The following is a 24,911-nucleotide window of genomic DNA, read 5'->3' as shown; positions in this document are numbered from 1 at the left end:
CACAGCGCACAGCCTGTCGCAGAGGCTGGAGCATCTGCGACGGCCCGAGGGGTGTGCGAGGGCCGCGACCCCCCCGGTGGGGGTGCGGGTCAGACCAGGGGGCTGGCCGCCAGCACCCGGACCGCCTCGGCCACCGCCGCACGCCGGGCGATGCGTACGGCGGTCTCGATGGGGCGCAGCGCCTCGCGGCGGGCCGCGGCCGCCGAGGCGGACAGCGCGCCGCCGGGCTCGTCGACCGACGCGGCGGCGAGGATGGCCTCCACCTCGTCGGCGTGTTGCAGCACGCGCAGCGCCTGCCCGGGCATGCCGGCGGGCCACAGGGACTCCGGGCGCGCCCGCAGCGCGGCCGCGATCTCCTCGCGGACCCCGGGCCGGTGCCGGGCCACGCCGAGCGAGGTGAGCACCGACGCCGACTGCCGCACCTGTTCGCGCAGCTCCCGCTCGGCCTGGCCCAGCGCCACGAACTCGACGGGCGGGCCCGGGTCGGGCACCGGGAACACGGTCCACCGCAGCACGTTCTCCGCGACCGTGGTGGGCACGATGCCCAGGCCCGCATCGGCGAACAGCACCCCCTCACCCGCCGCGGTGGCCTCGCGGCTGAAGGCGCCGGGCCCGGGCAGTCCGCGCACGTCACCGGGCACCGGGAGCACGAGGCGGGCGGGGCCGCGCGGCGTGGTGCGGCGCAGCAGGGCCAGGAGGAACGCCAGCGAGCTCACCGGGGAGCCGGGCGGGGGCAGCGTGGTGGTGTCGGCGGTGGCCTCGTCGGCGGCCTGCACGTCGTGCGCCAGGGCCCACGGCCCGAGCGCGTCGAGCACGTCGTCGGGCGCAGCGGCGCCGGCCAGCCAGGCCGACGCCCACACGGTGAAGGTCGCGGAGGGCCGGGGCACGGGGGCCAGGCTAGCGATGAACCCGCCCGTGTCGCACTTCTGCCGGGCGGGTGACCCCGGACACGCTGCGTCACCGCAGGTCACCGTCGTCCGGTGTGTCGGTGCCGCCGGGCGCGGCGCGGCGCGGGTAGAAAACGGGCATGACGCGAGCCCACGACTACCGCGGCGCCTTCGGCTCCGACGGCACCCGGCGCGTGGTGCGGCGGGAGATCCCGGAGGTCCCCGCCGACACCGGGCTCGTCGTCGAGGACCCCGCGGGATTCTGCGGCGCGGTCGTCACGGTGAACGTGCGCGAGGTGACTCTGGAGGACCGGCACGGGAGGCGCCGCGTGTTCCCGCTGCGCCCGGCCGCGTTCCTCGTCGAGGGCGTGCCGTCGACGCTGGTCGTCCCCCGACGGGCGCCCGCGGGGCCGGCCCGGTCGGCGTCCGGGTCGGTGGCGGTCCCGAACCACCGGGCGCGCACGGCCCGCGCGGCGCGGATCTGGGTCGAGGGCATCCACGACGCGGCGCTCGTCGAGACGGTCTGGGGGCACGACCTGCGCGTCGAGGGGGTGGTGGTCGAGCCGATGCACGGCATGGACGACCTCGCGGCCGCCGTCGCCGACTTCGGCCCGGGGCCGCACCGGCGCCTGGGGATCCTGGTCGACCACCTCGTCGCCGGCTCGAAGGAGACCCGCGCGGCGCACGCCGTCGCGGGGCCGCACGTGCTCGTCACCGGACACCCGTACGTCGACGTGTGGGAGGCGGTCAAGCCCTCGGTCGTCGGCATCCGGGCGTGGCCCCGGGTGCCGCGCGGCACCGACTGGAAGACCGGCGTCTGCGCCGCCCTGCGCTGGGGCGAGCCCGCCGACGGCGCCCGGCGGGTGCTCGGGTCCGTGCGGAACTTCCGGGATCTGGAGACGCCGCTCATCGGGGCCGTGGAGCAACTCATCGATTTCGTGACGGGCTGATCACCCACCGCGGACTTCTGGCAGGATCGGGGCATGACCCCGGCTGTGATCTGGCTCATCGTGGGCCTGGCGCTGATCGCCGCCGAAGTGCTGTCCGGGGAGTTCGTGCTCCTGATGCTGGGCGGCGGGGCCCTCGCCGCGGCAGGCGTCACGTTCCTGGTCGGCGGACCGGTGGCCGGCGTGATCGCCTTCGTGATCGTGGCGCCGCTGCTGGTGTTCGCGGTCCGACCGGCCCTGCGCCGCAGGATGGAGCACCAGATCGAGGACGGCCGGATGCACCACCGGGCGCTGGAGGGCCGACAGGCCGTCGTGATCGCCCGGGTGGACGGCGGCGGCGGCCGGGTCAAGATCGGCGGCGAGCTGTGGTCGGCGCGGCCGGTGCACGAGGACGACGTGATCGAGGCGGGGCGCACCGTGCTGGTCGTGGAGATCACCGGTGCCACCGCCGTGGTGGTCGCGCAGGACTCGCAGGACTAACGGCCCCTCACGGGGCACGGAGAGGTGGAGATGGATCCGCTGTTGATCGTCGGACTGCTGTTCCTGGCACTCGTCGTGGTGTCGGTCGTCAAGGCCGTGCAGATCATCCCGCAGGCCACGGCCGCGGTGATCGAGCGCCTGGGCCGGTTCAAGGGCACGGCCGACCCCGGGCTGGTGTTCCTGGTGCCCTTCATCGACAAGGTGCGCGAGCGCATCGACCTGCGCGAGCAGGTGGTCTCCTTCCCGCCGCAACCGGTGATCACGCAGGACAACCTGACGGTCAACATCGACACCGTCGTCTACTACACCGTCACCGACCCCAAGGCCGCGGTGTACGAGATCTCCGACTACATCCTCGGCGTCGAGCAGATCACCACCACCACGCTGCGCAACGTCGTCGGCGGCATGAGCCTGGAGGGCACGCTCACCTCCCGCGACGAGATCAACACCGTGCTGCGCGGCGAGCTCGACGACGCCACCGGCCGCTGGGGGATAAGGGTCGGCCGCGTGGAGATCAAGGCGATCGACCCGCCCGCGTCCATCCAGGAGTCGATGGAGCGCCAGATGAAGGCCGACCGCGAGAAGCGCGCCATGATCCTGACGGCCGAGGGCCAGCGGGAGTCGGCGATCCGCAGCGCGGAGGGCCAGAAGCAGAGCCAGATCCTGCAGGCCGAGGGGGCCAAGCAGGCCGCGATCATGGAGGCCGAGGCCGAGCGGCAGTCGTCGATCCTGCGGGCCCAGGGTGAGCGGGCCGCGAAGTACCTCGAGGCCCAGGGCGAGGCCGCGGCGATCGAGAAGGTGTTCGCCGCGATCAAGGCGGGCCGGCCCACGCCGGAGCTGTTGGCCTACAAGTACCTGGAGACGCTGCCCGAGATGGCGCAGGGCGAGGCGAACAAGGTCTGGATGGTGCCCTCGGACTTCGGCAAGGCGCTGGAGGGCTTCACGCGCATGCTCGGCGCGCCCGGCGAGGACGGCGTCTTCCGCTTCACCCCGTCCGAGGTGGACGAGGCGGCCGACCGGGCGCGCCCGCAGGACGACGAGGACTCGATGGCGCACTGGTTCGACACCTCGACCGACCCGGAGATCGCGAAGGTCGTGGCCGACGCCGAGGCGGAGGCGCGCAAGGAGGTGCCCGCCCTGGGTGCCTCGCCCGTCCCGGTGCCGCAGCCGTCGTCCCAGGCGTCGTCCCGGCAGGCTCCCGAGTCCGCGCCCGTCTCGCCGCACCTCCCGCCGCCCGCGCAGCTGTCGCAGCGCGCGAACGGTCCGGCGCCCGCCGCGGACCCGGAGCCCGAGAGCTCGCAGCCCACCCCGCCACGGGGTGTGCCGACCGTCACCGAGGACCCCCCTCCGCGGCCCGGCTACCCGTCCCCGCCGCCGCAGTAGCCGGTGCCGGCCCGATCGCCGGTGCCGCCCCGGTAGCCGGTCCCGCCCCGGTGACCAGGTGCTCTCCGGTGGCTGGTGCCCCCGCCGCGACCCGGTCCCGCCCCGCTGTTCGGTGGTGCCCCGGCGGCCGGGGCCGGGCCGCGTGCAGCGGGTGGTGGTGTGTCGTGTCCTGTTCGCGTGGGTGATCGTCGGCTTGGCACCGGGAGGGGGCGGGGGCACGCCTCCCGGTTCCGGATCGCCGATCATGCAACCGGGAGCGGCCGCCGGGGCCGACGGGATCGCCACGGCGAGCAGCAGCTGCAGGCCTTCGACGGGGGGCGACCACGCAGGGGGCGGAACCCCGCGGTCGGTCCGGTGGCGCCGGGCTCTCCGGACGGTGATCCCGGGCGGCGGGTCAGGCCAGGTGGAAGCCGAACGGGAGCTCCAGGCGGTGGCGGCGCAGCAGCTCCGGATCGGCCAGCAGCTCGCGCGTGGGGCCGTCGGCCACCACCTCGCCGTCGTCGAGCACGATGCTGCGCGGGCACAGCTGCAGCGCGTAGGGCAGGTCGTGGGTGACCATCAGCATCGTCGCGTCCAGCCCGAGGAGCACCTCGGCCAGCTCGCGGCGGGCCACCGGGTCGAGGTTGGACGACGGCTCGTCGAGCACCAGGATCTCCGGCTCGCAGGCCAGCACGGTGGCCAGCGAGACGCGGCGGCGCTGCCCGCCGGACAGGTGCAGCGGCGAGCGGTCGGCGTGTTCGGCCATCCCCACCCGGTCCAGGGCGGTGCGGACGCGGGCCGCGAGCGCGTCGCCGGTGACGCCGAAGTTGGCCGGCCCGAACGCGACGTCCTCGGCGACGGTCGGCATGAACAGCTGGTCGTCGGGGTCCTGGAAGACGATGCCGACGCGGCGGCGGATCTCGCGCAGGTTCTCCCTGGCCACCGGCAACCCGCCGACGGCGACCGACCCGTGCCCGGCCGTCAGGATGCCGTTGAGGTGCAGCACCAGCGTGGTCTTGCCGGCGCCGTTGGGGCCCAGCAGCGCCACCCGCTCGCCCCGCTCGATGCGCAGGTCCACCCCGTACAGGGCCTGGTGCCCGTCCGGGTAGGCGAACGCGAGACCCGAGACCGCCAGCGACGGGGCGAGCGTTCGATCCACCGGCACGGCGCAGGGTCTCATGCGGTCACCAGGCCGGTGGTGGCCAGGGCGGCGGCGACGACGACCGGAGCCAGCCCGAGCACCCAGTGCCGCCGGGTCGTGACGGCGTCGGAGAGCCGTGGCATGTCACCGGTCCAGCCGCGCGACAGCATCGCCAGGTGGACGCGCTCGCCGCGCTCGTAGGAGCGGACGAACAGGGCACCGACCCCGCGTGCGGTGGCCCCGGCCTGCCACAGGAACCGCGGGTCGTGGCCACGGGAGATGCGCGCGAGGCGCATCCGGCGGGCCTCCCCGGTGATGACGTCGACGTAGCGCAGCATCAGGGTGGCGATCGTGACCACCATCGACGGAGCGCGCAGCCGCTGCAGGCCCACCAGCAGGTCGCGCAGGGGAGTGGTGGCGGCCAGGGTCAGTGACGTCAGCACGCCGAGGGTGCCCTTGACCAGGATGTTCCACGCCCCGAGCAGCCCGGGCTCGGACAGCGTGACCCCGAGGAACTCGACGAACGGGCCCGTGCCGGTGAACGGCAGCAGGACCGCGAGCACCACGAACGGCGCCTCGATCAGTGACCGCACCGCGATCCAGCCCGGCGGGATCCGTGCGATCGCCCAGACGGCGGCGAGCAGCAGCAGGTAGCCGCCGAACACGGCGAACGCCTCGCGGGGCGTCACCACCACGCACACGACGCCCAGGAACGCCGAGACGATCTTGACCTCGGCCGGCAGCCGGTGCACCGGCGAGGAGCCGGGCAGGTAGAGCGGGTGGGAGTGCCCGGCGCCCACTAGCGGGGGTCGCGGCGGCGCAGAACCCAGAACAGCCCGCCGGCGACCACGAGCGTGACCAGCACGCCGATGATCCCCGCCGCGCCCACGGTGCCCTCGCCGCCACCGATGGCGTAGTCGGCCAGCGGGCTGTCGCCCAGCGCGTGTTCGTCGGCGTTCTGCGCGATGCAGGTGCCGCCTGCGGGCTCGCCGTCCTCGCTCAGCGTGCATCCGGAGAGGGTGACCGAGTCCAGCCCGTCGGGGTCGCCGCTGGCGAAGTAGGACAGGCCCCCGGCGATCAGCAGCGCCACGACGAGAAAGCCGAGGAAGAACCCGGTGGCCCGCCGGCCGGTGGTGGGCGAGGTCATGACGTGGTCCTCTCGGCGGCCCGGCCGCGGACGTCGAGCGGTGGGGCCGGGCGTCGCAGCAGGTAGACCAGGTCCGGACGGGACGCGGCGACCGCACCCACGGTGGCGGCCGTGATGACGCCCTCGCCGATGCCGATCAGCGTGTGGAACCCGACCATCAGGGCGAACACGGTGCCCAGGTCCGCGCCGCCCGCTCCGCCGATCGCGTACTGCAGGACGAAGCCCAGCGAGGCCACCACGACGTTGACCAGGCCGGCCAGGAAGGCCGTGGCGAGCAGGCCGCCCCGTCCGCGCCGGGCCAGCCCGCGCAGCAGGTACGCCACGGCATAGCCGACGAAGACCCCGACCAGCGCCATGTTGAAGATGCTCGTGCCCAGTGCCGTGAGCCCGCCGTCGGCGAACAGCAGGGCCTGGACGACCAGCACGATCGCGATGCAGATCGCACCCACCCACGGCCCGACGAGTATCGCGACGATCGCGCCACCGAGCAGGTGGCCCGACGCGCCGGGCAGGATCGGGAAGTTGATCATCTGGACGGCGAACACGAACGCGGTGACGAGCCCGGCCATCGGCGCGGTGCGGTCGTCGAGGTCACGACGCGCGCGGCTCGCCGCGATCGCCAGGCCGATCACCGAGATCAGGCCGAACACCGCGGCCGTCGGCGGGTTCACCAGCCCGTCGCTCATGTGCATGGCGTGGACCACGCGGCGCCTCCTCACGTCCGGCCACCCCGGCGGGTGAACGGGCCCAGGCTAGACGCGAGGGCGCAGCAGTCGCAATCACTGTGCAACTAATGGCCAGGTGCGGTAGCGCGCGGTTCCGGTGGCGCCGGCGCGCCTCACGTGGCCCGTCTCGCCGTTTCGCGCGCCGAACTGTGTCTCGCGCGCTGCCGACAGCGCGCAAAACGCAACCCGGCGCGCGGAACGCGGCCCGGCGCGCGGAACGCGAGCGGCGGCAGCGCACGTCGGCGCGCCGGTGACTACTTCCCGTCGTAGCCGATCGCGACGTACTTGGTCTCGAGGAACTCGTCGATGCCGACGCTGCCGCCCTCGCGGCCCAGGCCGGACTGCTTGACGCCGCCGAACGGTGCCGCCGGGTTGGACACGAGCCCGGTGTTGAGCCCGATCATCCCGGCCTCCAGGCGCTCGCTCACCCGCAGCGCGCGCGTGAGGTTCTCCGTGAACAGGTAGCTGACCAGCCCGAACTCGGTGTCGTTGGCCGCGGCGACAGCCTCGTCCTCGTCGTCGAAGACGGTGATGGCGGCGACCGGGCCGAAGATCTCCTCGTGGCTCAAGCGGGCGGCCAGCGGCACGTCGGTGAGCACGGTCGGCGGGTAGAAGTACCCGGGCCCGTCGCCGGGTTGCGCCCCGACCTTCACGGCCGCGCCCTTGTCGACGGCGTCGCGCACCAGGTCCACCACCTTGTCGCGGCCCTTCGCGTCCACCAGCGGCCCGACGTGGACGCCGTCCTCGGTGCCGCGGCCGACCACGAGCGCGCCCATCCGCTCGGCGATGCGGTCGGCGAACGCCGGGGCGACGGACCGGTGCACCAGGAACCGGTTGGCCGCGGTGCAGGCCTCGCCCATGTTGCGCATCTTGGCCTGCATCGCGCCGTCGACGGCCTTGTCGAGGTCGGCGTCGTCGAACACCAGGAACGGCGCGTTGCCACCCAGTTCCATCGACGTCTTGAGCACCTTCTCCGAGGCCTGCTCCAGCAGCAGCTTGCCGACCCCGGTGGAGCCGGTGAACGACAGCTTGCGGGCGCGGCCGTCGCGGATCAGCGGCTCCATCACGCCTCCCGCGTCGGAGGTGGTGACGACGTTGAGCACCCCGTCGGGCAGCCCGGCCTCGACCAGGATCGCGGCCAGCGCGTGCATCGACAGCGGGGTCTGCGCGGCCGGCTTGATCACCATGGCGCAGCCGGCCGCGATCGCCGGGCCGATCTTGCGGGTGCCCATGGCCATCGGGAAGTTCCAGGGCGTGATCAGCAGGCAGACACCGACGGGCTGCTTGAGCACCATGAACCGGCTCGTGCCGGCCGGCGCGATCGCGTAGCCGCCGTCGATCCGCACGGCCTCCTCGCCGAACCAGCGGAAGAACTCCGCGGCGTAGGCGATCTCGCCCTTGGACTCGGCGAGCGGTTTGCCCATCTCCAGGGTCATCAGCAGCGCGAGGTCGTCGACCCGCGACATGATCAGCTCGTACGCGCGACGCAGGATCTCCCCGCGCTCGCGGGGGGCCATGGCGGCGAACGAGGCCTGTGCGGCGCACGCGGCCGCCAGGGCGTCCATGCCGTCCTCGGGGCGCGCGTCGGCCACCTCGACCAGCGTCTTTCCGGTGGCCGGGTCGTCGACGGCGAGGGTGGCGCCGCCCGCGGCCGGGCGCCAGGTGCCGCCGATGAACAGGCCGGTGGGTACGGCGTCGAGGACCCGGGCTTCGTCGCTGGGAGTCATGGCCGTGATGCTGCCACCCGGACCCGGCCGACGCAGCCCCCGTGCCTCCGCTCGCACACAGGTTGCGGGGCCGGCACACAGGGCCGGACCTGTGTGCCGCCGCCGGCAGGTGTGTGCGGGCTGCCCGCCGTGCCCGCATGGCGCAGGATGGGGCGGTGACCTCCACCCTGAGCCGGCTGCCCGCGCTGGTGCCGCCGCCGACCGAACTGCCGCCGCGGGCCGCGGCCCTGCGCGCCGAGGTGCGCGCGTTCCTCGACCAGGAGCGCGCCGCCGGGCTCTGGCGCCCACGCGCCGACGTGTGGCTCTCGGGCTGGGACGAGCGGTTCACCCGCGAGCTGGGCCGTCGCGGCTGGCTCGGGATGACCGTCCCCGTCGCCTACGGCGGGCACGGCGGCTCGGCGCTGGACCGCTACGTCGTCACCGAGGAGCTGCTCGCCGCGGGGGCGCCGGTGGCCGCGCACTGGGTGGCCGACCGGCAGATCGGGCCGACGCTGATGCGGTTCGGCACCGAGGCGCAGCGGCAGCGCTACCTGCCCCGGATCGCGGCGGGCGAGTGCTACTTCGGGATCGGGATGAGCGAGCCCGACGCGGGCTCCGATCTGGCGGCGGTGCGCACGAAGGCCGTGCAGGTCGACGGCGGGTGGGAGCTGACCGGCACCAAGGTGTGGACCTCGGGCGCGCACCACGCGCACGCGTTCTTCGCGCTCGCCCGGTCCGCGCCCCGGGACGAGCAGAACCGGCACGCGGGGCTGAGCCAGTTCATCGTCGAACTCGACTCGCCCGGCGTGACGATCCGCCCCATCCCGCTGCTGACCGGGGCGCACCACTTCAACGAGGTCGTGTTCGACGCCGTGTTCGTCCCCGACGACCAGGTCCTCGGGGAGCTGGGCGGCGGCTGGGCCCAGGTCACCGGGGAGCTGGCGTTCGAGCGCAGCGGCCCCGAGCGCTTCCTGTCGACGTTCCCGCTGCTCACGTCGATGCTCGGCGAGCTGAGCGCGCAGCCGGGCGTCGAGCGCGAGGTGGGGCGGATCGTGTCGCGGCTGTGGACGCTGCGGCGGATGTCGCTGGCCGTGGCCGGGTCGCTGGAGTCCGGGGAGGCGCCCGAGCTGGCCGCGGCCGTGGTCAAGGACCTGGGCACGCGGTTCGAGAACGAGATCGTCGACGCCGCCCGCACGCTGGTGGCGATCCCGCCGGATCCCGGCGCGGAGGCCGGGTTCGCCCGGCTGCTCGCCGACGCCGTGCTGCACGCCCCGGGGTTCACCCTGCGCGGCGGGACCAACGAGGTGCTGCGCGGCATCGTCGCGCGCGGGATGGGGCTGCGCTGATGGGTGACCAGGATCTCCTGGATCTCGCGGAGTCGATCTTCGCGGACTCCGCCGCGTCCGGCACCGGTCTCGACGCCGGGCTGTGGACGACGCTCGAGCAGACCGGACTCGCCCGGATGACCCTGCCCGAGGCGGCCGGGGGCAGCGGCGGCACGCTCACCGACGCCGCCGCGGTGTGGCAGGCCGCCGGCGCCCATGCCGCGCGGGTGCCGCTGGTGGAGACCGAGCTGGCCGCGTGGCTGCTGAACGTGCACCGGATGGAGATCCCGGCGGGACCGTTGACGGTCGTGTCGGGGGAGCTGTCGGTCCGCGACGCCGGACAGGTGCGGCTGGGGGTCGGCGGCACCGTCACGGGCGTCCCGTGGGCCCGCGACGCGGCCGGGATCGTGCTGCTCACGCGGGCGGAGGTCGTGCTGCTCAGGCCCGCGCAGGTGACCGTCACCGAGGGGGCGAACCTCGCCGAGGAGCCCCGCGACACCGTGGCCGTGGACGCGACGGTCCCGATCGACGCCTGGTCGTCCTCGCTCGCCTCCTGCCACGCGGAGCTGCGGCTGCGCGCCGCACTGGGCCGTTCGCAGCTGCTCGCCGGGGCCGCGCGCGGGGCACTGGCGCGCACCGTGCGGTACGCGGGGGAGCGGGTGCAGTTCGGGCGCCCGATCGGGCGGTTCCAGGCGGTGCAGCAGCAGCTCGCGCTCGCGGCCGCGGAGGTGGCGGCGGCCGGGGCCGCGGCGTCGGCCGCCGCGTCCACCGCCGAGCGGGAGGGTTTCGGGGCCCCGGCCACGGCGTTCGCGGTCGCAGCGGCCAAGGCACGCACCGGCGAGGCGGCCGGTGAGGTGGCCCGCATCGCCCACCAGGTGCACGGCGCGATCGGCTTCACCCGCGAGCACGACCTGCGGCTGCTCACCACGCGACTCTGGGCCTGGCGCGACGAGGACGGCAGCGACGCCCACTGGCAGGCCGAGCTGGGCACCACCGTGCTGGCGGCCGGCCCGGACGCCCTGTGGCCGATGGTCACCGGCTCGCCCTGACGCGTACCCGGGTGCGTACGCATGCACCCGCTTGAGGGTGGCGGCCAGGCCGGCAGGAGCCGGGTTCCGGGCCGGTGTTCGTGGGCGCGCACCGCAGGCCCGAGGCCGTCGCCATGTCGGTGGAGCACCACCGGAGCCTGGGCGAGGCCGTGCAGCGTCGCGAGGCCGTCGACGATGCGCTGGCGTCGGTGCGGGCCTTCGCCTGATGTCCGCGACCGGCTCGGACTGACCGACCGCGACGCACTTGCGCGGGCCGCGTTCCACCGGCACATCTTCGCCGCACGACCTGCGCAGCCGGGGCGATCTCCTGTTCGCCCAGCTCGCCCGGGACGGCCACCTCCGCGGCCTCGACCGCGCCACCGTCGTCGACGCGCCGGCCTGGCTCCTCGCCGAGGTCAACGCGCGCTGCACCCGTTCCGGGAGCGCGACGGCCGCACCCAGCGCGCCTTCCTCGGCCGGCTCGGCCGCGCGGCCGGCTACCGCCGCCTGCGCTGGGCGGCGATGGACCCGGCGGAGAACGTCGCGGCGTCGCGGGCGGCGCACACCGGCAGCGACCGCACCCGGCTGCGCCGGCTCCTCGACGGCGTCGTCACCGGCGCGGCCTGACCGGTCCGGCGCGGGCTGGCCGTCCGGCGCGGTCAGGTGCCGAGCTTGCGGAAGTCCCAGCTCGTGATCTTCTCCGGCACCAGCTTCAGCCACGCGTGCCGGCCGTCGTGGTGCACGGTGCCGCCCGTGTAGCGGTCGGCGAAGGCCTGCTCGGGGGCGTCGAGCTCCGGCACCGGTTCCCCGGTGCGTGGCACCTCGCCCACCACCTCGACCGTCCCCCGCAGCTCCACACCGCGCAGCTCGGCGTAGTCCTCCCCGGCGTCGACGACGGCGGCGATCCGCGGGTCGGCGGCCAGGTCGGCCCAGCGCTGGCTACGTGAGAGCGAGGTCAGCCACAGTGCCCCGCCGTGCCAGACGTACCACAGCGGCGTGGCGTGCGGCCCGTGCGTGCCGTTGGTGGCCACGCGGACCGTGCGCTCCTCGGCGAGGAACGTGTCCACCTCGGCGGGGCTCATGGCGATGGCGCGGGCGCGGCGTTGCTCCTTCATACCGGCCATCCTCACACCCGCGGGAGGGGACCGGTCGGCGGCGGCCCCGGTCAGCTCCAGAGCCGCTCGCTCGCCATCCGGGCCCCCGCGGACAGCGCCCGGAACTTCTCCCAGACGACGCTGGGGTGCACCTCCGGGGCGAAGCTCGCCCGCGAGGAGAACCCGCAGTCGGCCCCGGCGATGACGTTCTCCCGCCCGACGATCCCGGCGTAGAGCTCGATCTGGTCGGCGATCAGCTCCGGGTGCTCGACGTAGTTGGTGGCGTGCCCGAGCAGCCCGGGGATCAGGATCGTGCCGGGTTCCAGCGGGATGTCGCGCCAGATCTTCCACTCGTGCTGGTGGCGCGGGTTGGCCACCTCGAACGAGTACGCCCCGGCCGGGATCTTCAGCATGAGCGGGGCGATGTCGCGCAGGTCGAGGTCGTGCACGCGCGGCCCGTGGTTGAGGCCGTAGCAGGTGTGCAGGCGGACCTTCTCGCGCGGGATGCCGCGCAGCGCGTGGGTGAGGATCTCCACGTGCTGCTCGGCGTCGGCCCGGCGCTGCTCGGGTGTGGTCGCCGGGTTCTCCGAGAGGTACTCGATCAGCCACGGGTCGTCGACCTGCAGCAGGAACCCGGCGTCGACGATCGCCAGGTACTCCTCGCGCAGCGCCTCGGCCACGGCCTCCAGGTACTCGCCGGACGAGCCGTAGTGCTCGTTGCGGCCGAACCCGCTGGGGCTGGTGGAGGGCAGGAAGGCCTCCGTGACGCCCCGGCCGTCCAGCGCGGCACGCAGGTTGGCGATGTCGGTCGCGAGCTGCTCCTGGCCGACGTAGGTGACCGGGCCGGTGCACACCATGGTCGTCATCGGGGAGACCTGCTCGGTGTACTTGCCCAGGTAGCCGGCGTAGTACTCGGGGAACGCGTCGATCTCGACCTGCCACGACGGCGGCATCAGCTTCTCGCCGGACGCGGTGTCGAACCCGGAGAGCCGGTCCTTGACGTAGGTCAGGAAGCTGACCTTGCCCATCTCCCCGTCGGTGACGACGTCGATCCCGGCGTCGACCTGCTGCGACACCACGTCCGCGACCGCGGTCGTGACGCGCTTGACGTAGCCGTCGTGGTCGTAGGGGCGGCCGTGCTCCTTCTCCCGCATGACCTCCAGCAGGTCACGGGGCCGGGCGAGGCTGCCGACGTGGGTGGTGAGGATCCGCTCGCTGCTGCGCTGCATGGTTCCCGGACGGTAGGAGCGTGCGGCCCGGGCCGACAGGTCCACGTTCCGCGCAGGGGAACGGGTCCCCGGCCCGGCGGGTGTGCGGATGCGCCCGATGCCGCAGTATCCCCGACACCGGGTGATCGTTTGACGGGCGTGACCCGCATGACCCCGGCCCGCATGGCGTCCCTGTTCGTCCCGGCAACCGTCATGGCCCTGGGGCTGGTGCTGGCCACCCCGGCCGGTGCCGCGCCGGCCGAGGCGCAGCTGGGCAGCTACGTCGCGCTCGGCGACTCCTACGCGGCCGGCCCCTTGATCCCGCTGCAGACCGGCCTGCCGCCGGGCTGCCTGCGGTCGACCCGCAACTACCCCGCGCTGGTCGCCGGCAACGCGGGTGCCACCCGCTTCGACGACGTCAGTTGCAGCGGCGCCACCACCGACGACCTCTTCGCGCCCCAGGCGACCGGCGCGGGCACCAACCCGCCCCAGCTCGACGCGCTCGACGAGGACGTCGACGCCGTGACGCTGTCCATCGGCGGCAACGACATCGGCTTCGCGGGGATCGTCGCCGAGTGCGCGGCCCGCTCCCCGAGGAAGCCGCTCGGCGCCGCCTGCCGTGAGTTCTTCACCGCCGGCGGCGAGGACGAGCTCGCGGCGCGCATCGAGGGGACGGCCCCGAAGATCGCGGCCGCGCTCGGGGCGATCGAGGACCGGGCCCCGGAGGCGGACGTCCTGCTCGTCGGCTACCCGGCGATCCTGCCCGAGGGACGTGGCTGCTTCCCGGTGGTGCCGTTCAGCTCGGGTGACGTCGCCTACCTGCGCGACACCGAGAAGGCGCTCAACGCGATGCTCGCCGAGGAGGCCGAGGCGGCCGGCGTCGAGTACGTCGACACCTACACCCCGTTCATCGGGCACGACATCTGCCGGCTGCCGGGTACGAAGTGGATCGAGGGACTGGTGCCGACGGCACCCGCCGCCCCCGTACACCCGAACGCGTTGGGCATGCGCGCCATGGCGCAGGCGGTGCTGGGCGAGCTCGGCTGAGATCCGAGCTGCCCCGCACCGGCCGGTCGTCTCGGCCCCCGCTGCCGGACTCGGCGATCCTGGGCAACCTCAACGGCGACGAGTTCACCCGCGTCGCGTCCGAAGCGGCCCGTACCGGAGCTCTCTGGGCGACGGCCTGTTCGCCGAGCGGGGTCGCGTCTCGGGACGGTGGGGTGCGCCGGTCACCCGGCGTGTTGCCCCGGGGTCACGGAGACCGCCGACTGCCCCGATACCCGACCGATGGCGTCGCCGAGCGTCGAACCGGTTCGCGGTGTGTGGCCCCGGGTGGCTCCGGCCGCACGACCAGCACTCGTCTGGTCGACTCAGAACGGCGGATCGTCGGGGAGGACCCGCTTCGCCGGGGGTGGGCGGGGACGCTCCACGGGTCGACACGGCCGCAGGATCGGCCCGTCGAGCGTGCGGGTGGGCTGGTCGAAGTGGGGGCCGAGGTCGACGGGGTGCGGGTCGGGCAGCTGTGGGAGCAGGAACTCGCCGCGGGTGGCGTACTCGCCGCCGAGCGGGCTGCGCCAGACGAACCGGCCCGGTTCGGGTTGGGTGAGCCGCCAGCCGCCGCGGTGCTTGACGTCGTGGTCGTGCGCACACACCGGTCCGGTGTTCGCGGTGGTGGTGGGGCCGCCGTCGACGTGGTCGCGCGTGTGGTCGATGTCGGAGATGTGCGCGCGGTGCCGGCAGCCGGGGAAGGAACAGGTGCGGTCGCGTATCTCGGTGTGGCGGCGCAGCGCCGCGCCCGGGAACCGGGCGCCGGGACGGGCGTCGAGATCGGCGAGGTGGTCGAGGCGGCGAGCGTGCTGCGCGGCGATGTCGGCGACCACCCCGGCCCAGTGCGTGGGGGACGCCGGGCCCCGGGCCACCAGCTCGTGCAGCAGCGCGACCGGGAGGTGCAGCTCGACGATCCCGCCCGGCGGGCCGTCGCGCCGGACGGCGAGGCCCCCGACCGCGGCGGGGCGGTGGCGGGTGACGCCCTCGGTCAGCAGCCGACCGTCGGGGTCGGTGACCGCGAACCGCCACTGCGCCCGCCGCTGCAGTGCCACCCGGGCCCGGGTGTCCGGTGCCGGGAGCAGCCCGAGCCCGGGGATCTCGCCGGGGTGTTCGTCGTGTCCCAGCAGGGTGGACAACGCGACCCGGATCTCGATCCCGCACTGCGCCCCGCCCGCCCCGGCCCCACCTCCCTCCTCGGTCCGACTCTCGCTGGGCTGTGCGGCGCTGGGCTGTGCGGCGTCTGGCTGTGCGGCGCTCGGCGGCGCGATGCCGAGCGATGCCGCAGCGGGTCCCGCCGTGCCGGGCTGCACCGGACCGGGCCGGGCCGCATCCGTCGCCACCGTTTCGGTGCTGTCGTCGGGCACGTCGCTGGGGCCGGTCCGGTCGGGCCGGTACTGCGCGATCAGAGTGGCGATCACGCGGGCGGAGTCCATCGCGTGGAAGCGACCGTCGAGCAGGCCCAGGAACAGGTCGGACCGGATCTGCCCGATCAGCCCCGGGTGCCCGGCCCGTTTCGCGGCCGCCGCCAGTTCCTGCACCCGCAGGCACGCGGCCTCGGCCTCGTCGGCGGGCAGGCCGTTGCCGCTGATGGTGACGGTGCCGTCGGGGCCCATCACCGCGACCACGTTGCGTTCCCGCACCCCCTTCCGATACCAGCGGGCCGCAGCCTCGGGGTCCACGGCGAGGACCATGCGGCGCAGCAGCACCGCCAACTGGCCGGTGGTCAGCGTCGCCGCGCGGGGCAGCGCCGCCCGGCAGATCGCCGAGACCTGGGCGGGATCCAGGCCCATCAGGTAGCGGTCGAACACCAGCACCCGTGGCCGGTCGACCAGCCCGGCCGACCAGGCGGCGTGCAGGGCGGGCATGCCGTGCACGACGGTCTCGGCCAGCTCGTGTTCGCGGTCGGCGGCGGCGCGGGTCCAGCGCAGGGCGGCGCGGGTCTCGTCGGGGGCGTAGCGGTCGGGTGCATCCAGACGCCGCACCGTGCCGGGACCGGGGTAGCCCTCGCAGCGCCCGATCTCGGCGATCACCGCCGCCATCCGGGCCTGCTCGTGGCACAGCTGCCGGTACTGCGCGCCCAGCAGCTCCGGCATCCGGTCGTTGGGCACAACGGACAGGTCCAGTTCATCGAGGGCAGCGGCGAGCCCCGGACCGGGCGGGAGATCCGCCAGGCCGTCGGGAAGAGTCGCCACTGCCTGCATGGATCGATCATACGTTCGACTCCTGACAGAATCGCCAGTTCGACGGCCTACGGTCGGCGACATGCGACGAACGGGGTTCGGGCGTCGTGGGCTCGCGCAGCTCCGGAAGAACGGGTCTCCACCGGCGCCGCGGCTGCGGGCACCGTGGCTTCGCCGACCCACCTGCTCGCGCGTCCGAGCGACGTGGAGGTCGGCCGCCGCCCGCGCCGGCCAAGGTGGAGGCGCGAATCGTCGACAGCGAGCTGAAGATCGAGGGTGGTCGCTTCCCGGTCGATTCCGGCTCGCCCGCTGCACCACATCGGGACCGGCCCCGGCCGTGCGGCTCGTAGGCCGACCCGACGGTAGCCGTCGCGCCGCTCACCCGAGGCCGGACTTCTCCAGCAGGTCGAGCCACAGGTCCCAGCCCTCACGCAGCAGGTCGTACTCGGACGGTTCGGCGGCCGGCCCGGTCCAGGTGTCGACCAGCGTGACCTCGGTCCGGCCCGGACCGGACTCCCGGAACGTGACGGTGACGACCTCGTCGCTGATCCGCCTCTCCGGCATCTGGGAGTGGTGGGTGAAGGTGAACGACACCCGCTGGCCGGGCACCAGCGCCAGGTACTCGCCGGTGAAGCCGTTGACGGTGCCGTCGTCCTCGTGCATCTCGATCGCGAACCGGCCGCCGACCCGCACGTCGGCGTCGACGACGGTGGCGTACCAGCGGCGCATCAGCTCGGGCTCGGTCCACACCGCGTAGAGCGCGTCCGGGGTGGTGGGCAGGGGTCCGGGTCACCACGACCCGGTGGGCGACGGTGGCGGTGACCGGCTCGGTCATCGTCGGCTCCTCCGCGGGAGTGCGTGCGTCGTCGGTCATGTCTCCTCCGATACGAAGCGTTCGAGGGCGTCGAGGCGGTCGGTCCAGAACGTCTCGTCGCGGCGCAGGTGGTCGGTCGCGGCGGCGAGCGGGGGCGGCGTCGCGGCGGCACACGTGCCGGCGCCCCTGCACCGTGCGCTGCCCGATCCCGGCCCGCTCCAGCACCGTGACGTGCCTGGACGCCGCGGCCGACGAGATCGGGTGCGGGGCGGCGAGCTCGCACCTCGGCGGACAGGCTGTGCGCCATCGCCCGCCGGGTCGGGTCGCATCCACCTCGTGGAGCGCACAGCGACTGTCAGCCGTCCGGTCGAGGGGTGGCGCGGCCCGCCCAGAACCGGGCCAGGTCGAAGTCGGCGGGCGGGGTGAACCGGTGCCGGGTGAGCCGCAGGCCCAGCAGGTCGTCCACGCACAGCGCTTCGGCCGGGCCGTCCCGGCCGGTCACGACGAGCCACCACGACCCGGCCTTGAGCACCAGGCCCAGCGGCTCGACGGCGACGGTCGGGCGCCCGGCGAGGGAGATCTCGACCCTGCGGTGCTGCTGGACGCCGCGCGCGAGCCGGCGCAGCTCGCCGTGCGGGACGCGGTGGCCCGTCCAGGGGTCGGGGTCGTGCACGAACCACGTTCCGAGCTGCTCGACCTGCCGCGCCAGCGCCGGAGACAGCGCGCCGAGTAGCTTGTGCCGGGCGTTGCGGGTCGCGACGCCGAGCCCGAGCCGGTGGGCCAGCTGCGGCTGGCCGATGAGGAACAGGGCCGTCGCCTCCTCGGCGGTGAACCCGGTCAGGTGTGTCCGGAACCCGTCGAGCAGCGCGATGCCACCGCCCGATCCGCGCGTCGTGTAGATCGGGACGCCGGCCTCGCTCAGCGCCTCCACGTCGCGCAGCACCGTCCGCTCGGTGACCTCCAGCGTCCGCGCCAGCTCTCGGGCGGTCATCCGGCCGTGTCGCTGCAGCAGGATCAGCATCTCCAGCGCCCTGGCCGCCCGCACCCGCGACACGCTACCGGCCGAACCTGACACAAGATGTCCGGTTGAGCCTGGCATGGTCCCGCTCGTGACCACTGATGACGTCGACGGCAGCGGCACCCCTGCCGACCCCTGGAAGCTGACGACCCCGCCCGGGAGCAGCGCCTTCGAGGCCTACCGGGACCCGGACGCCGAGCCGCCCGCCCTGGTCGTCCAGGTCGGGAAGACCCAGCTGCGCTACCACCTGTCGGCCGTCGAGGACCTGCACGCGATGCTCACCGCCCACGGCGACTGGATGCCCCTGGGCAACGCCGACGAGCAGAAGCCGGCCGCCGAGGGCACGGTCGAGGCGTGGGGACGTTCGGCCGACAACCCGGTCGGTGGCTGGTACGGGTTCAAGAAGGGCCTGCGCGGGCGCTTCGGCAACTACCTGCCCCCGGTGCTCGAGGCGCTCGGGCTCGCCGAGGTGGAGCACAACGCGCGCAACAACCGGATGCGGGCCATCTGATGGTCGCCAGGCGCTACAGCGTGTCCCGGACGATCGACGCGCCCCCCGACGCGGTCTGGGACCTGCTCACCGACGCCGCGACCTACCGCGACTGGAACCCGGCGGTGATCGACATCCAGGGCCCGATCGCGCTCGGCTCGACCGTCCGGCTGGTGTCGGTGGCGGCGCCGAAGCGCACGTTCTCGGTCACCGTCGCGGAGATGACGGCCCCGAACCGGATGGTGTGGTCCGACGGCATGCCGCTGGGGCTGTTCCGCGGCAACCGCACCTATCTGCTGGAGCCCGACGGCGACGCGACCCGGTTCACGATGACCGAGGAGTTCAGCGGCGCCCTCTCCGGCCTGATCTGCCGCAGCATCCCCGACCTGACGCCGTCGTTCGTGCAGTTCGCCGACGGGCTCAAGACCGCCGCGGAGGCCCGCGCTCAGCGCTCGTCGTAGCCGTCGACGACCCGGGCCTGCAGCGGGAAGCGCACCGGCGTGTCGCCGAACAGCCGACGGCCCGCGGTGTCGGCGGCGGCCGACACCGCCTCGGCCACCGCCGGCGCCAGCGCGGCCGGGGCGTGCAGCAGCACCTCGTCGTGCTGGAAGAACACCAGCTCGGCCGGGCCGTCGCGGAGCAGGAGCCGCAGCTCGGCGAGCAGGACCAGCGCCCACTCCGCCGCGGTGGCCTGCACCACGAAGTTGCGGGTGAACCGGCCGCGGGCCCGCGCCGCGGCCGGCTCCTCGTCGCCGGGGCGGGCCGGTGGGCAGGTGCGGCCCAGGTGCGAGCGCACCAGCCGGCCCTGCTCGCCCGCGCGCGCCGCGCCGTCGACATAGGCCATCGCCCACGGGAAGCGCTGCCGCAGGCGCACCACCAGCTCGCCCGCCTGCCCGCCGCTCGCGCCGTACATCGCGGAGAGCAGCGCCAGCTTGGCCCGGCCCCGGTCGCCGCCGAACTCGCGGGCGGCGAGCGCGGTGTAGAGGTCGTACTCGCCCGGGGCCAGCGCGTGGTCACCGGACAGGGCGGCGAGCACGCGCGGTTCGAGCTGCGCCGCGTCCGCGACGACGAGGGCCCACCCCGGGTCGGCCCGCACGGCGGCCCGCACCGGCCGGGGGATCTGCAGCGCGCCGCCGCCGCGGGTGGCCCAGCGCCCCGACACCACCCCGCCGACCACGTACTCCGGGTGGAACCGGCCGTCCCGGACCCAGGTGTCCAGCCAGGCCCAACCGTGCGCGGCGTGCAGGCGCGCCAGCTCCTTGTAGGCCAGCAGCGGTGCGACGGCCGGATGGTCGACACCGCGCAGCTCCCAGGCCCGGGTCGTGGTCAGCTCGTGGCCGGCGCGGGCGAAGGCGCGCAGCACCTCGGCGGGGGAGTCGGGGTTGACCTCCCGCCCGAACGCGGACCCGACCTGCGCGGCGAGCGCGGCGAGCTTCGGCGGGCGCCCGCCGAGCACCGGGCGGGGGCCGAGGAGCTCGGTGAGCAGGGCGTCGTGGACGTCGGCGCGCCACGGCAGCCCGTGGGCGCGCATCTCCTCGGCCACCAGCCCGCCCGCGGACTCCGCGGCGGCGAGCAGGCGGAGCCGCGGGTCGGTGAGGCGGGGCAGCTGGGCGGCGTGCACGGCCACGACGTCGGCGAGCTCGTCGCGTTCCGGGCCGGTGGTGAACAGGGCCGGTGGGCCGTCGTCGTCCAGCGGGGGATCGGGGTCGGGCACACGCCCGGCGAGGCGCGCGGCGGCGGCGGCGAGGCCGTGCGGCTCGCCGGAGCGGCCGTCCGCACCGACGAGGATGCCCTCCACCAGCTCGACGTCGTGGGCGCGGCCCACCCGGACCCCGGCGTCGAGCAGCGCCCGGTAGGTGCGCGGGCGCGCGAGCACCCAGCGCGGGGCGTGCTCGCGCTCCAGGTCGGCCACGGCACGCAGGTGCGGCAGCGGCTCCGGGGCCCCGGCGGGCGTGCCGTCGTCGCACAGGCGCTGGACCCGGGCCGGGGCGTCGCGACCGCCCGGGTCGAGCGCGATCCTCACCGGGGCGGGGCGGGTTCCGGTGCGGCCCGGCGCCGCCACCGCATCCCGGCGAGCAGGCCACGCTGCGGGACGCCCCGGATCTCCTCCGGCGCGGCGCCGACCTCGTCGAGGATGTCGTTGGCGGCCAGCACCCCGGTGACGGCGGCGCGTTCCATGAGGCCGGTGAGGTAGGGCGTCTCGACGTGGTCGCCCGCGATGCGCACGCCGCGCGCGTCGCCGGTGACGGCGGGCCGCGTGCCCGCGCTCCCCGGCGGGAACGCGGGCGCGGTGGCCTGCATGCGCTGCTGCAGGTGCACGACCTGCGCGTCCGCGGTCTCCGGCCAGAGCGCGGCGAGCTCGGCCCGCATCCGCGCGGTCGCGGCGTCGACGTCGGGTGCGTCGCAGGCGTAGGAGTGCAGCTCCACCACCGAGCCGCCGGTGCGCGCCGCCCATTCCGCCGACGGGGCCTCCAGGCGCGAGTACACGGTGACCGAGTCGAGCGTGGGCTCGCGGCTGACAGCGTTGAACGTCGCGCGGTCCGGGGCGACATCGCGGTCGAGCCAGAGCCGGGTGACCGCGAACGGTGGCGCGATCTCGATCCCCGCGGCCTTGCGCGCGAGCCGCGGGGCGGCGTCGCGGGCGTCCGGCGAGGCGGCGACCAGGTCGCGCAGTGCGCCCGGGTCGGTGGCGAGCACCAGGTGGCGGGTGCGCAGCGTGGGGGCCGCGTCGATCTCGACCTGCCAGAAGTGCCCGTCGACCGGCGTGATCGCGCTGACCCGGTGGTGGGTGAGGAGCTCGGCGCCGTGGCGTTGCAGGTGCGCCGCGAACGGTGCCCAGATGCAGGTGAGGTGGTCGGTGTCGGGGGCGTCGAAGCCGATGCCCTCGGGGTTGCCGAGGAAGTAGAAGTGGAACATCGCGATCAGCTCGGCCGCCGACAGCGCCCCCGGGCGCGCGAAGAACGAGCGGGCGAACGCCTCGAACAGCATCGCCTGGGCGCGGTCGGACATCCGCAGGTCGCGCAGGAAGTCCGCAGCGGGCGTGGTGTCGAACGCCGCGGTGGTGGCGTCGCGGTCGTAGGCGAGCAGCTGCGCGGCCATTCCCTGGTCGGACCCGAGCAGGTCGCCCAGGCCCAGGCTGGGGGAGCGGGCGAACAGGCGGATCAGGTTCAGCGGCGGGGCGCCGGGCAGGCCGGTGAGGTCCTCCGGCGGCCACTCCCGCGATATCACCGGGTAGCCCCCGACCGGCCGCAGGAACGACAGCTCGGGATCGACGCGGCGCAGCAGCGCGCGCCAGGTGTAGTAGTGCCGGAAGAACGCGTGGAAACCGTGCTCGACGACCTGCTCGGTGCCGTCGGGCAGCGTGTGCGGCCACGCACCGAGCCGCCCGCCCAGGGTGGGCGCGGCCTCCACGAGCGTGACGCGGACGCCGCGCTCGGCGAGGACGGTGGCCGCGCCGACGCCGGCGATCCCCCCGCCGACGACCACGGCCTCGGTGCCGGCGGGCGCCTCCCGCGGACGGCGCGGGTCGGAGGGGACCAGCACGCGGGGGCGCATGCGGCCGGGGGCGGCGCGGGCGAGCAGTTCGTTCACGCCAGCGACCCTATGCGGGCCCACGGACGGCCGCCCGGGACGGCCGGTGCCCGCGGGACGGAGATCCCTGCCCTCCCATGATCGGCGCCGGCGGGACACGGCGTGCACATGCGCAGCTCATGTCCCGATCCGGGCGATCATCGCGGAATGCCGCGGCCACCGGGCCGGTTCGTAGCGAACATGACGGTCGCACTGGGCACGTTCGGGATCTGGCAGCGGCAGGACCAGAGCTCGCCGGAGCTCGCGGCGCGGATCGAGGAGCTCGGCTACGGCGCGATCTGGATCGGCGGGTCCCCGCCGGGGGACCTGGCGCAGATCGAGGCGCTGCTCGACGCCACGAGCCACATCGCCGTGGCCACCGGCATCGTCAACATGTGGTCGACACCCGCCGCGGAGGTGGCGGCGGCCTACCACCGCATCGAGGTGAAGCATCCCGGACGCCTCCTGCTCGGTGTCGGGATCGGGCACCCGGAGGCGATCAGCGACTACCGCCGCCCCTACGCCACCGTCGTCGCCTACCTCGACGCGCTCGACGCCGCGCAGGTGCCGGTGGATCGCCGGGTGCTCGCGGCGCTGGGCCCGAAGATGCTCGCCCTGGCCGCGGAGCGCACCGCGGGTGCGCACCCCTACCTGACCACGCCCGAGCACACCCGCGAGGCCCGCGCCGTGCTCGGCGACGGGGTCCTGCTCGCTCCCGAGCACAAGGTCGTCGTCGACACCGACCCGGAACGCGCCCGCGCGATCGGGCGTCCGGTGGTGGCCCGGCCCTATCTCGGCCTGCGCAACTACACGTCCAACCTGCTGCGCCTGGGCTGGACCGAGGACGACATCGCCGACGGCGGCAGCGACCGCCTCGTCGACGCCCTCGTCGCCCATGGTGACGCGGGCGCGGTGGCCGCGCGCCTGGCCGAGCACGTGTCCGCCGGGGCCGACCACGTCTGCGCGCAGGTACTGGGTCCCGAACCGCTGCCCGCACTGGGCGCGCTCTCGGAGGCGCTGGAGCTGCGGTGACGTCGCGGCTCCGGTGCCGGACGGCACCGCGGACACCCCGGAGGTGCCGTGCACGCATCGGACCGCAGCACGCGGTGATGGGGCCGGGGCGTGGTCAGCGCTCGTGCGCCGGATGGAACTGCGGCCCGCCCACGCCGCAGTGCAGGCACTCCTCGATCCGTACGCGCGCGGGCGCGGGCTCCGCGGCGAGCGGCGTGCGGATCAGCGCGAACGCGGTGACCGAGGCCGCGGCGAGCAGGCCCGCGCCGATCACCATCGCCGTGCGGAACCCGGCGTCGAACGCCGCGGGGTCGGTGTAGTCGGCCCCACCGATGCCCGCGACGCCCGGGATCACGGCGACCGCGAGCAGCCCGGCCGCGCGGGCCACGGCGTTGTTGACACCCGAGGCCGAGCCCGCGTAGCGGTCTGGGGCGGCGTCGAGCACGGTGGCCGTCAGCGGGGCGACCGTGAGGGCGAGCCCGGCACCGAAGACCAGCACCGCGGGTGCCACCTCGGTGACCCACGACGTGGTGGCGTCGACGCGCAGCAGCAGGAGCAGCCCGGCCGCGCTGATCAGCGGGCCGATCGTCAGCGGCAACCGGGGCCCGATCCGCCCGGCCAGCGCCCCCGCCCGGGCCGAGAACACCAGCATGATCGCGGTGATGGGCAGCAGCGACGTGCCTGCGGCGAGCGGGCTGAACCCGGCCACGATCTGCATCTGCAGCACGAGCAGGAGGAACACCACGCCGAGCGCACCGTAGATCAGCAGGGTGACGCCGTTGGCGGCGCTGAACGTGCGGTTGCCGAACAGCACGGGCGGCACCAGCGGGTGCGGGGAGCGGCGCTCGACCAGCACGAACACCGCCAGCGCCACGATCCCGACGGCGAGCCCGACCAGCAGCGACGGCGTGGGTCCGGACTCACCGAGTCCGGTCAGCGAGTACGTCAGCGCGCCGAGCCCCACCACGGCGAGCGCGGTGCCGCTGACGTCCAGACCCGGTGCGGAGTCGGGGTCGCGGCTCTCCGGCACGTGCTTGAGCGCGACGGCGACGATCAGCGCGGCGAGCGGGAGGTTGATCAGGAACACCGCCCGCCACGACCACTCGACCAGCCACCCGCCGAGGAACGGGCCGACCGCGCCCGCGATGCCGCCCAGGCCCGACCAGGCCCCGACGGCCCTGGCGCGGTCCGGGCCGTGGAAGGACGCGGAGATCAGCGCGAGGCTGCCGGGGGTCAGCAGCGCCCCGCCTACTCCCTGCAGTGCCCGCGCCGCGATCAGCGTCTCGATGTTCGGTGCGAGGCCGCACAGCAGCGACGCCAGCGCGAACCACACCACGCCGACGAGGAACACCCGCCGCCGCCCGAACCGGTCGCCCAGCGAGCCGCCCAGCAGGATCAGCGAGGCCAGGGTCAATACGTAGGCGTTCACCGTCCACTGCAGCCCGGCGAAGTCCGTGCCGAACTCGGCGCCGATCGCCTCCAGCGCCACGTTGACGACCGTGCCGTCGATCATCACCAGGCCCGAGCCGAGGACGGTGGTGAACAGCACCCACCGCCCGGCCGGGGTGCCCATCCGCAGCTCACCGGGGCTCGTCATTGGTAGTCAGGGGCGCAGGGACCGCGTAGCGGTCCTGTTTCCCCATCCCCCTTTCAATCCGTACGTGCGGTTTTCCCGCATACGGCTTACCGACGATCTTCTGGACATGGTTACGCCGCCCTCGGGTATCGGAT

24 protein-coding genes are annotated in these 24,911 nt (G+C 74.7%); 10 read left to right on the top strand and 14 right to left on the bottom strand.

Annotated features, from left to right (window positions below; translation table 11 throughout):
- Positions 1–89: 89 nt before the first annotated feature.
- On the bottom strand, positions 90–887 hold the full coding sequence (locus tag Q1K26_RS24830; protein ID WP_300017854.1) for a hypothetical protein: 798 nt from the start codon (positions 885–887) through the stop codon (positions 90–92).
- A gap of 140 nt (positions 888–1,027) precedes the next feature.
- On the opposite strand from Q1K26_RS24830, the gene Q1K26_RS24825 reads away from it, so the two are divergent.
- From Q1K26_RS24825 to Q1K26_RS24815, 3 genes are read left to right on the top strand one after another with little or no spacing between them, the layout of a single operon-like run.
- A complete protein-coding gene (locus tag Q1K26_RS24825; RefSeq protein ID WP_300017851.1) occupies positions 1,028–1,837 on the top strand; it encodes a DUF3097 domain-containing protein in 810 nt (269 codons plus the stop codon).
- 33 nt (positions 1,838–1,870) lie between these two features.
- Positions 1,871–2,314 (top strand): NfeD family protein, encoded by a 444-nt coding sequence (locus Q1K26_RS24820; RefSeq protein WP_300017848.1) that lies wholly within the window; start codon positions 1,871–1,873, stop codon positions 2,312–2,314.
- 30 nt (positions 2,315–2,344) lie between these two features.
- Positions 2,345–3,697, top strand: a complete 1,353-nt coding sequence (locus Q1K26_RS24815) for an SPFH domain-containing protein (RefSeq protein WP_300017845.1) — start codon at positions 2,345–2,347, stop codon at positions 3,695–3,697.
- Between the two features lie 394 nt (positions 3,698–4,091).
- Here the strand turns inward: Q1K26_RS24815 and Q1K26_RS24810 are convergent, their stop codons facing one another.
- The 5 genes from Q1K26_RS24810 to Q1K26_RS24790 form a co-directional block, all read right to left on the bottom strand.
- Positions 4,092–4,856 carry an ABC transporter ATP-binding protein gene (locus Q1K26_RS24810; RefSeq protein WP_300017842.1) on the bottom strand — a complete coding sequence of 255 codons (765 nt, stop codon included), beginning with the start codon at positions 4,854–4,856 and terminating at the stop codon, positions 4,092–4,094.
- Positions 4,853–5,617 (bottom strand): cobalt ECF transporter T component CbiQ, encoded by a 765-nt coding sequence (gene cbiQ, locus Q1K26_RS24805; RefSeq protein ID WP_300017839.1) that lies wholly within the window; start codon positions 5,615–5,617, stop codon positions 4,853–4,855. The genes Q1K26_RS24810 and cbiQ overlap by 4 nt, the downstream gene beginning before the upstream one ends.
- Complete coding sequence (locus Q1K26_RS24800; protein ID WP_300017836.1) at positions 5,617–5,964, bottom strand: PDGLE domain-containing protein; 348 nt, start codon at positions 5,962–5,964, stop codon at positions 5,617–5,619. Before Q1K26_RS24800 ends, cbiQ begins: the two co-directional genes overlap by 1 nt.
- Positions 5,961–6,656, bottom strand: coding sequence for an energy-coupling factor ABC transporter permease (locus tag Q1K26_RS24795; RefSeq protein ID WP_300017944.1), 696 nt, complete (start codon positions 6,654–6,656; stop codon positions 5,961–5,963). Before Q1K26_RS24795 ends, Q1K26_RS24800 begins: the two co-directional genes overlap by 4 nt.
- A gap of 287 nt (positions 6,657–6,943) precedes the next feature.
- A complete protein-coding gene (locus Q1K26_RS24790; protein ID WP_300017833.1) occupies positions 6,944–8,416 on the bottom strand; it encodes an NAD-dependent succinate-semialdehyde dehydrogenase in 1,473 nt (490 codons plus the stop codon).
- Positions 8,417–8,571: 155 nt separating this feature from the next.
- Here Q1K26_RS24790 and Q1K26_RS24785 point away from each other — a divergent pair, with 155 nt between their 5' ends.
- The 3 genes from Q1K26_RS24785 (at position 8,572) to Q1K26_RS24775 (ending at position 10,975) form a co-directional block, all read left to right on the top strand.
- Entirely contained in the window at positions 8,572–9,741 is a 1,170-nt protein-coding gene (locus tag Q1K26_RS24785) for an acyl-CoA dehydrogenase family protein (protein ID WP_300017830.1), read from the top strand.
- Positions 9,741–10,769, top strand: a complete 1,029-nt coding sequence (locus Q1K26_RS24780) for an acyl-CoA dehydrogenase family protein (RefSeq protein WP_300017827.1) — start codon at positions 9,741–9,743, stop codon at positions 10,767–10,769. Before Q1K26_RS24785 ends, Q1K26_RS24780 begins: the two co-directional genes overlap by 1 nt.
- Before the next feature lie 74 nt (positions 10,770–10,843).
- Positions 10,844–10,975 (top strand): hypothetical protein, encoded by a 132-nt coding sequence (locus tag Q1K26_RS24775; RefSeq protein ID WP_300017824.1) that lies wholly within the window; start codon positions 10,844–10,846, stop codon positions 10,973–10,975.
- Positions 10,976–11,407: 432 nt separating this feature from the next.
- On the opposite strand, the gene Q1K26_RS24770 is transcribed toward Q1K26_RS24775, so the two are convergent.
- Entirely contained in the window at positions 11,408–11,863 is a 456-nt protein-coding gene (locus Q1K26_RS24770) for a pyridoxamine 5'-phosphate oxidase family protein (protein ID WP_300017821.1), read from the bottom strand.
- 50 nt (positions 11,864–11,913) lie between these two features.
- Positions 11,914–13,071: a cobalamin-independent methionine synthase II family protein gene (locus tag Q1K26_RS24765; protein ID WP_300017818.1), complete on the bottom strand. Its 1,158-nt coding sequence runs from the start codon at positions 13,069–13,071 to the stop codon at positions 11,914–11,916.
- A gap of 147 nt (positions 13,072–13,218) precedes the next feature.
- On the opposite strand from Q1K26_RS24765, the gene Q1K26_RS24760 reads away from it, so the two are divergent.
- Complete coding sequence (locus Q1K26_RS24760; RefSeq protein ID WP_300017815.1) at positions 13,219–14,097, top strand: SGNH/GDSL hydrolase family protein; 879 nt, start codon at positions 13,219–13,221, stop codon at positions 14,095–14,097.
- A gap of 323 nt (positions 14,098–14,420) precedes the next feature.
- Here the strand turns inward: Q1K26_RS24760 and Q1K26_RS24755 are convergent, their stop codons facing one another.
- From Q1K26_RS24755 to Q1K26_RS24745, 3 genes are all read right to left on the bottom strand, one after another.
- Complete coding sequence (locus tag Q1K26_RS24755; RefSeq protein WP_300017812.1) at positions 14,421–16,298, bottom strand: HNH endonuclease signature motif containing protein; 1,878 nt, start codon at positions 16,296–16,298, stop codon at positions 14,421–14,423.
- A gap of 357 nt (positions 16,299–16,655) precedes the next feature.
- The gene (locus Q1K26_RS24750) at positions 16,656–17,057 is read right to left on the bottom strand and encodes an SRPBCC domain-containing protein (protein ID WP_300017941.1); all 402 of its coding nucleotides are present in this window, start codon (positions 17,055–17,057) and stop codon (positions 16,656–16,658) included.
- 389 nt (positions 17,058–17,446) lie between these two features.
- Positions 17,447–18,136, bottom strand: a complete 690-nt coding sequence (locus Q1K26_RS24745) for an HTH domain-containing protein (RefSeq protein WP_300017810.1) — start codon at positions 18,134–18,136, stop codon at positions 17,447–17,449.
- A gap of 64 nt (positions 18,137–18,200) precedes the next feature.
- Between Q1K26_RS24745 and Q1K26_RS24740 the strand changes: the two genes are divergently transcribed.
- Together Q1K26_RS24740 and Q1K26_RS24735 are read left to right on the top strand one after the other, a co-directional pair.
- Positions 18,201–18,620 carry a DUF6855 family protein gene (locus Q1K26_RS24740; RefSeq protein ID WP_300017807.1) on the top strand — a complete coding sequence of 140 codons (420 nt, stop codon included), beginning with the start codon at positions 18,201–18,203 and terminating at the stop codon, positions 18,618–18,620.
- A gap of 20 nt (positions 18,621–18,640) precedes the next feature.
- Positions 18,641–19,060, top strand: a complete 420-nt coding sequence (locus tag Q1K26_RS24735; protein WP_300017805.1) for an SRPBCC domain-containing protein — start codon at positions 18,641–18,643, stop codon at positions 19,058–19,060.
- Here Q1K26_RS24735 and Q1K26_RS24730 read toward each other — a convergent pair.
- Positions 19,045–20,622 (bottom strand): bifunctional 3'-5' exonuclease/DNA polymerase, encoded by a 1,578-nt coding sequence (locus tag Q1K26_RS24730; protein ID WP_300017802.1) that lies wholly within the window; start codon positions 20,620–20,622, stop codon positions 19,045–19,047. The two genes, Q1K26_RS24735 and Q1K26_RS24730, sit on opposite strands and share 16 nt — an antisense overlap.
- Positions 20,619–22,190, bottom strand: coding sequence for an FAD-dependent oxidoreductase (locus tag Q1K26_RS24725; protein WP_300017799.1), 1,572 nt, complete (start codon positions 22,188–22,190; stop codon positions 20,619–20,621). Before Q1K26_RS24725 ends, Q1K26_RS24730 begins: the two co-directional genes overlap by 4 nt.
- A gap of 180 nt (positions 22,191–22,370) precedes the next feature.
- Here Q1K26_RS24725 and Q1K26_RS24720 point away from each other — a divergent pair, with 180 nt between their 5' ends.
- On the top strand, positions 22,371–23,201 hold the full coding sequence (locus Q1K26_RS24720) for an LLM class F420-dependent oxidoreductase (RefSeq protein ID WP_300017796.1): 831 nt from the start codon (positions 22,371–22,373) through the stop codon (positions 23,199–23,201).
- 94 nt (positions 23,202–23,295) lie between these two features.
- On the opposite strand, the gene Q1K26_RS24715 is transcribed toward Q1K26_RS24720, so the two are convergent.
- Positions 23,296–24,777: an MFS transporter gene (locus tag Q1K26_RS24715; RefSeq protein WP_300017793.1), complete on the bottom strand. Its 1,482-nt coding sequence runs from the start codon at positions 24,775–24,777 to the stop codon at positions 23,296–23,298.
- Positions 24,778–24,911 lie beyond the last annotated feature (134 nt).

The organism is Pseudonocardia sp., assembly GCF_029263155.1.
Classification (GTDB): domain Bacteria; phylum Actinomycetota; class Actinomycetes; order Mycobacteriales; family Pseudonocardiaceae; genus Pseudonocardia.
Note: the sequence above shows the minus strand (reverse complement) of the source record. Positions and strands in the feature narration are given on the sequence as shown.

What these genes read in the sequence shown, in the direction of transcription:
- Q1K26_RS24800 (WP_300017836.1), bottom strand. Translation starts at nt 5,964, where the DNA reads ATGACCTCGCCCACCACCGGCCGGCGGGCCACCGGGTTCTTCCTCGGC.
- Q1K26_RS24820 (WP_300017848.1), top strand. Translation starts at nt 1,871, where the DNA reads ATGACCCCGGCTGTGATCTGGCTCATCGTGGGCCTGGCGCTGATCGCC.
- Q1K26_RS24760 (WP_300017815.1), top strand. Translation starts at nt 13,219, where the DNA reads ATGACCCCGGCCCGCATGGCGTCCCTGTTCGTCCCGGCAACCGTCATG.
- Q1K26_RS24780 (WP_300017827.1), top strand. Translation starts at nt 9,741, where the DNA reads ATGGGTGACCAGGATCTCCTGGATCTCGCGGAGTCGATCTTCGCGGAC.
- Q1K26_RS24765 (WP_300017818.1), bottom strand. Translation starts at nt 13,071, where the DNA reads ATGCAGCGCAGCAGCGAGCGGATCCTCACCACCCACGTCGGCAGCCTC.
- Q1K26_RS24715 (WP_300017793.1), bottom strand. Translation starts at nt 24,777, where the DNA reads ATGACGAGCCCCGGTGAGCTGCGGATGGGCACCCCGGCCGGGCGGTGG.
- Q1K26_RS24825 (WP_300017851.1), top strand. Translation starts at nt 1,028, where the DNA reads ATGACGCGAGCCCACGACTACCGCGGCGCCTTCGGCTCCGACGGCACC.
- Q1K26_RS24815 (WP_300017845.1), top strand. Translation starts at nt 2,345, where the DNA reads ATGGATCCGCTGTTGATCGTCGGACTGCTGTTCCTGGCACTCGTCGTG.
- Q1K26_RS24790 (WP_300017833.1), bottom strand. Translation starts at nt 8,416, where the DNA reads ATGACTCCCAGCGACGAAGCCCGGGTCCTCGACGCCGTACCCACCGGC.
- Q1K26_RS24720 (WP_300017796.1), top strand. Translation starts at nt 22,371, where the DNA reads ATGACGGTCGCACTGGGCACGTTCGGGATCTGGCAGCGGCAGGACCAG.
- Q1K26_RS24770 (WP_300017821.1), bottom strand. Translation starts at nt 11,863, where the DNA reads ATGAAGGAGCAACGCCGCGCCCGCGCCATCGCCATGAGCCCCGCCGAG.
- Q1K26_RS24810 (WP_300017842.1), bottom strand. Translation starts at nt 4,856, where the DNA reads ATGAGACCCTGCGCCGTGCCGGTGGATCGAACGCTCGCCCCGTCGCTG.
- Q1K26_RS24755 (WP_300017812.1), bottom strand. Translation starts at nt 16,298, where the DNA reads ATGCAGGCAGTGGCGACTCTTCCCGACGGCCTGGCGGATCTCCCGCCC.
- Q1K26_RS24795 (WP_300017944.1), bottom strand. Translation starts at nt 6,656, where the DNA reads ATGCACATGAGCGACGGGCTGGTGAACCCGCCGACGGCCGCGGTGTTC.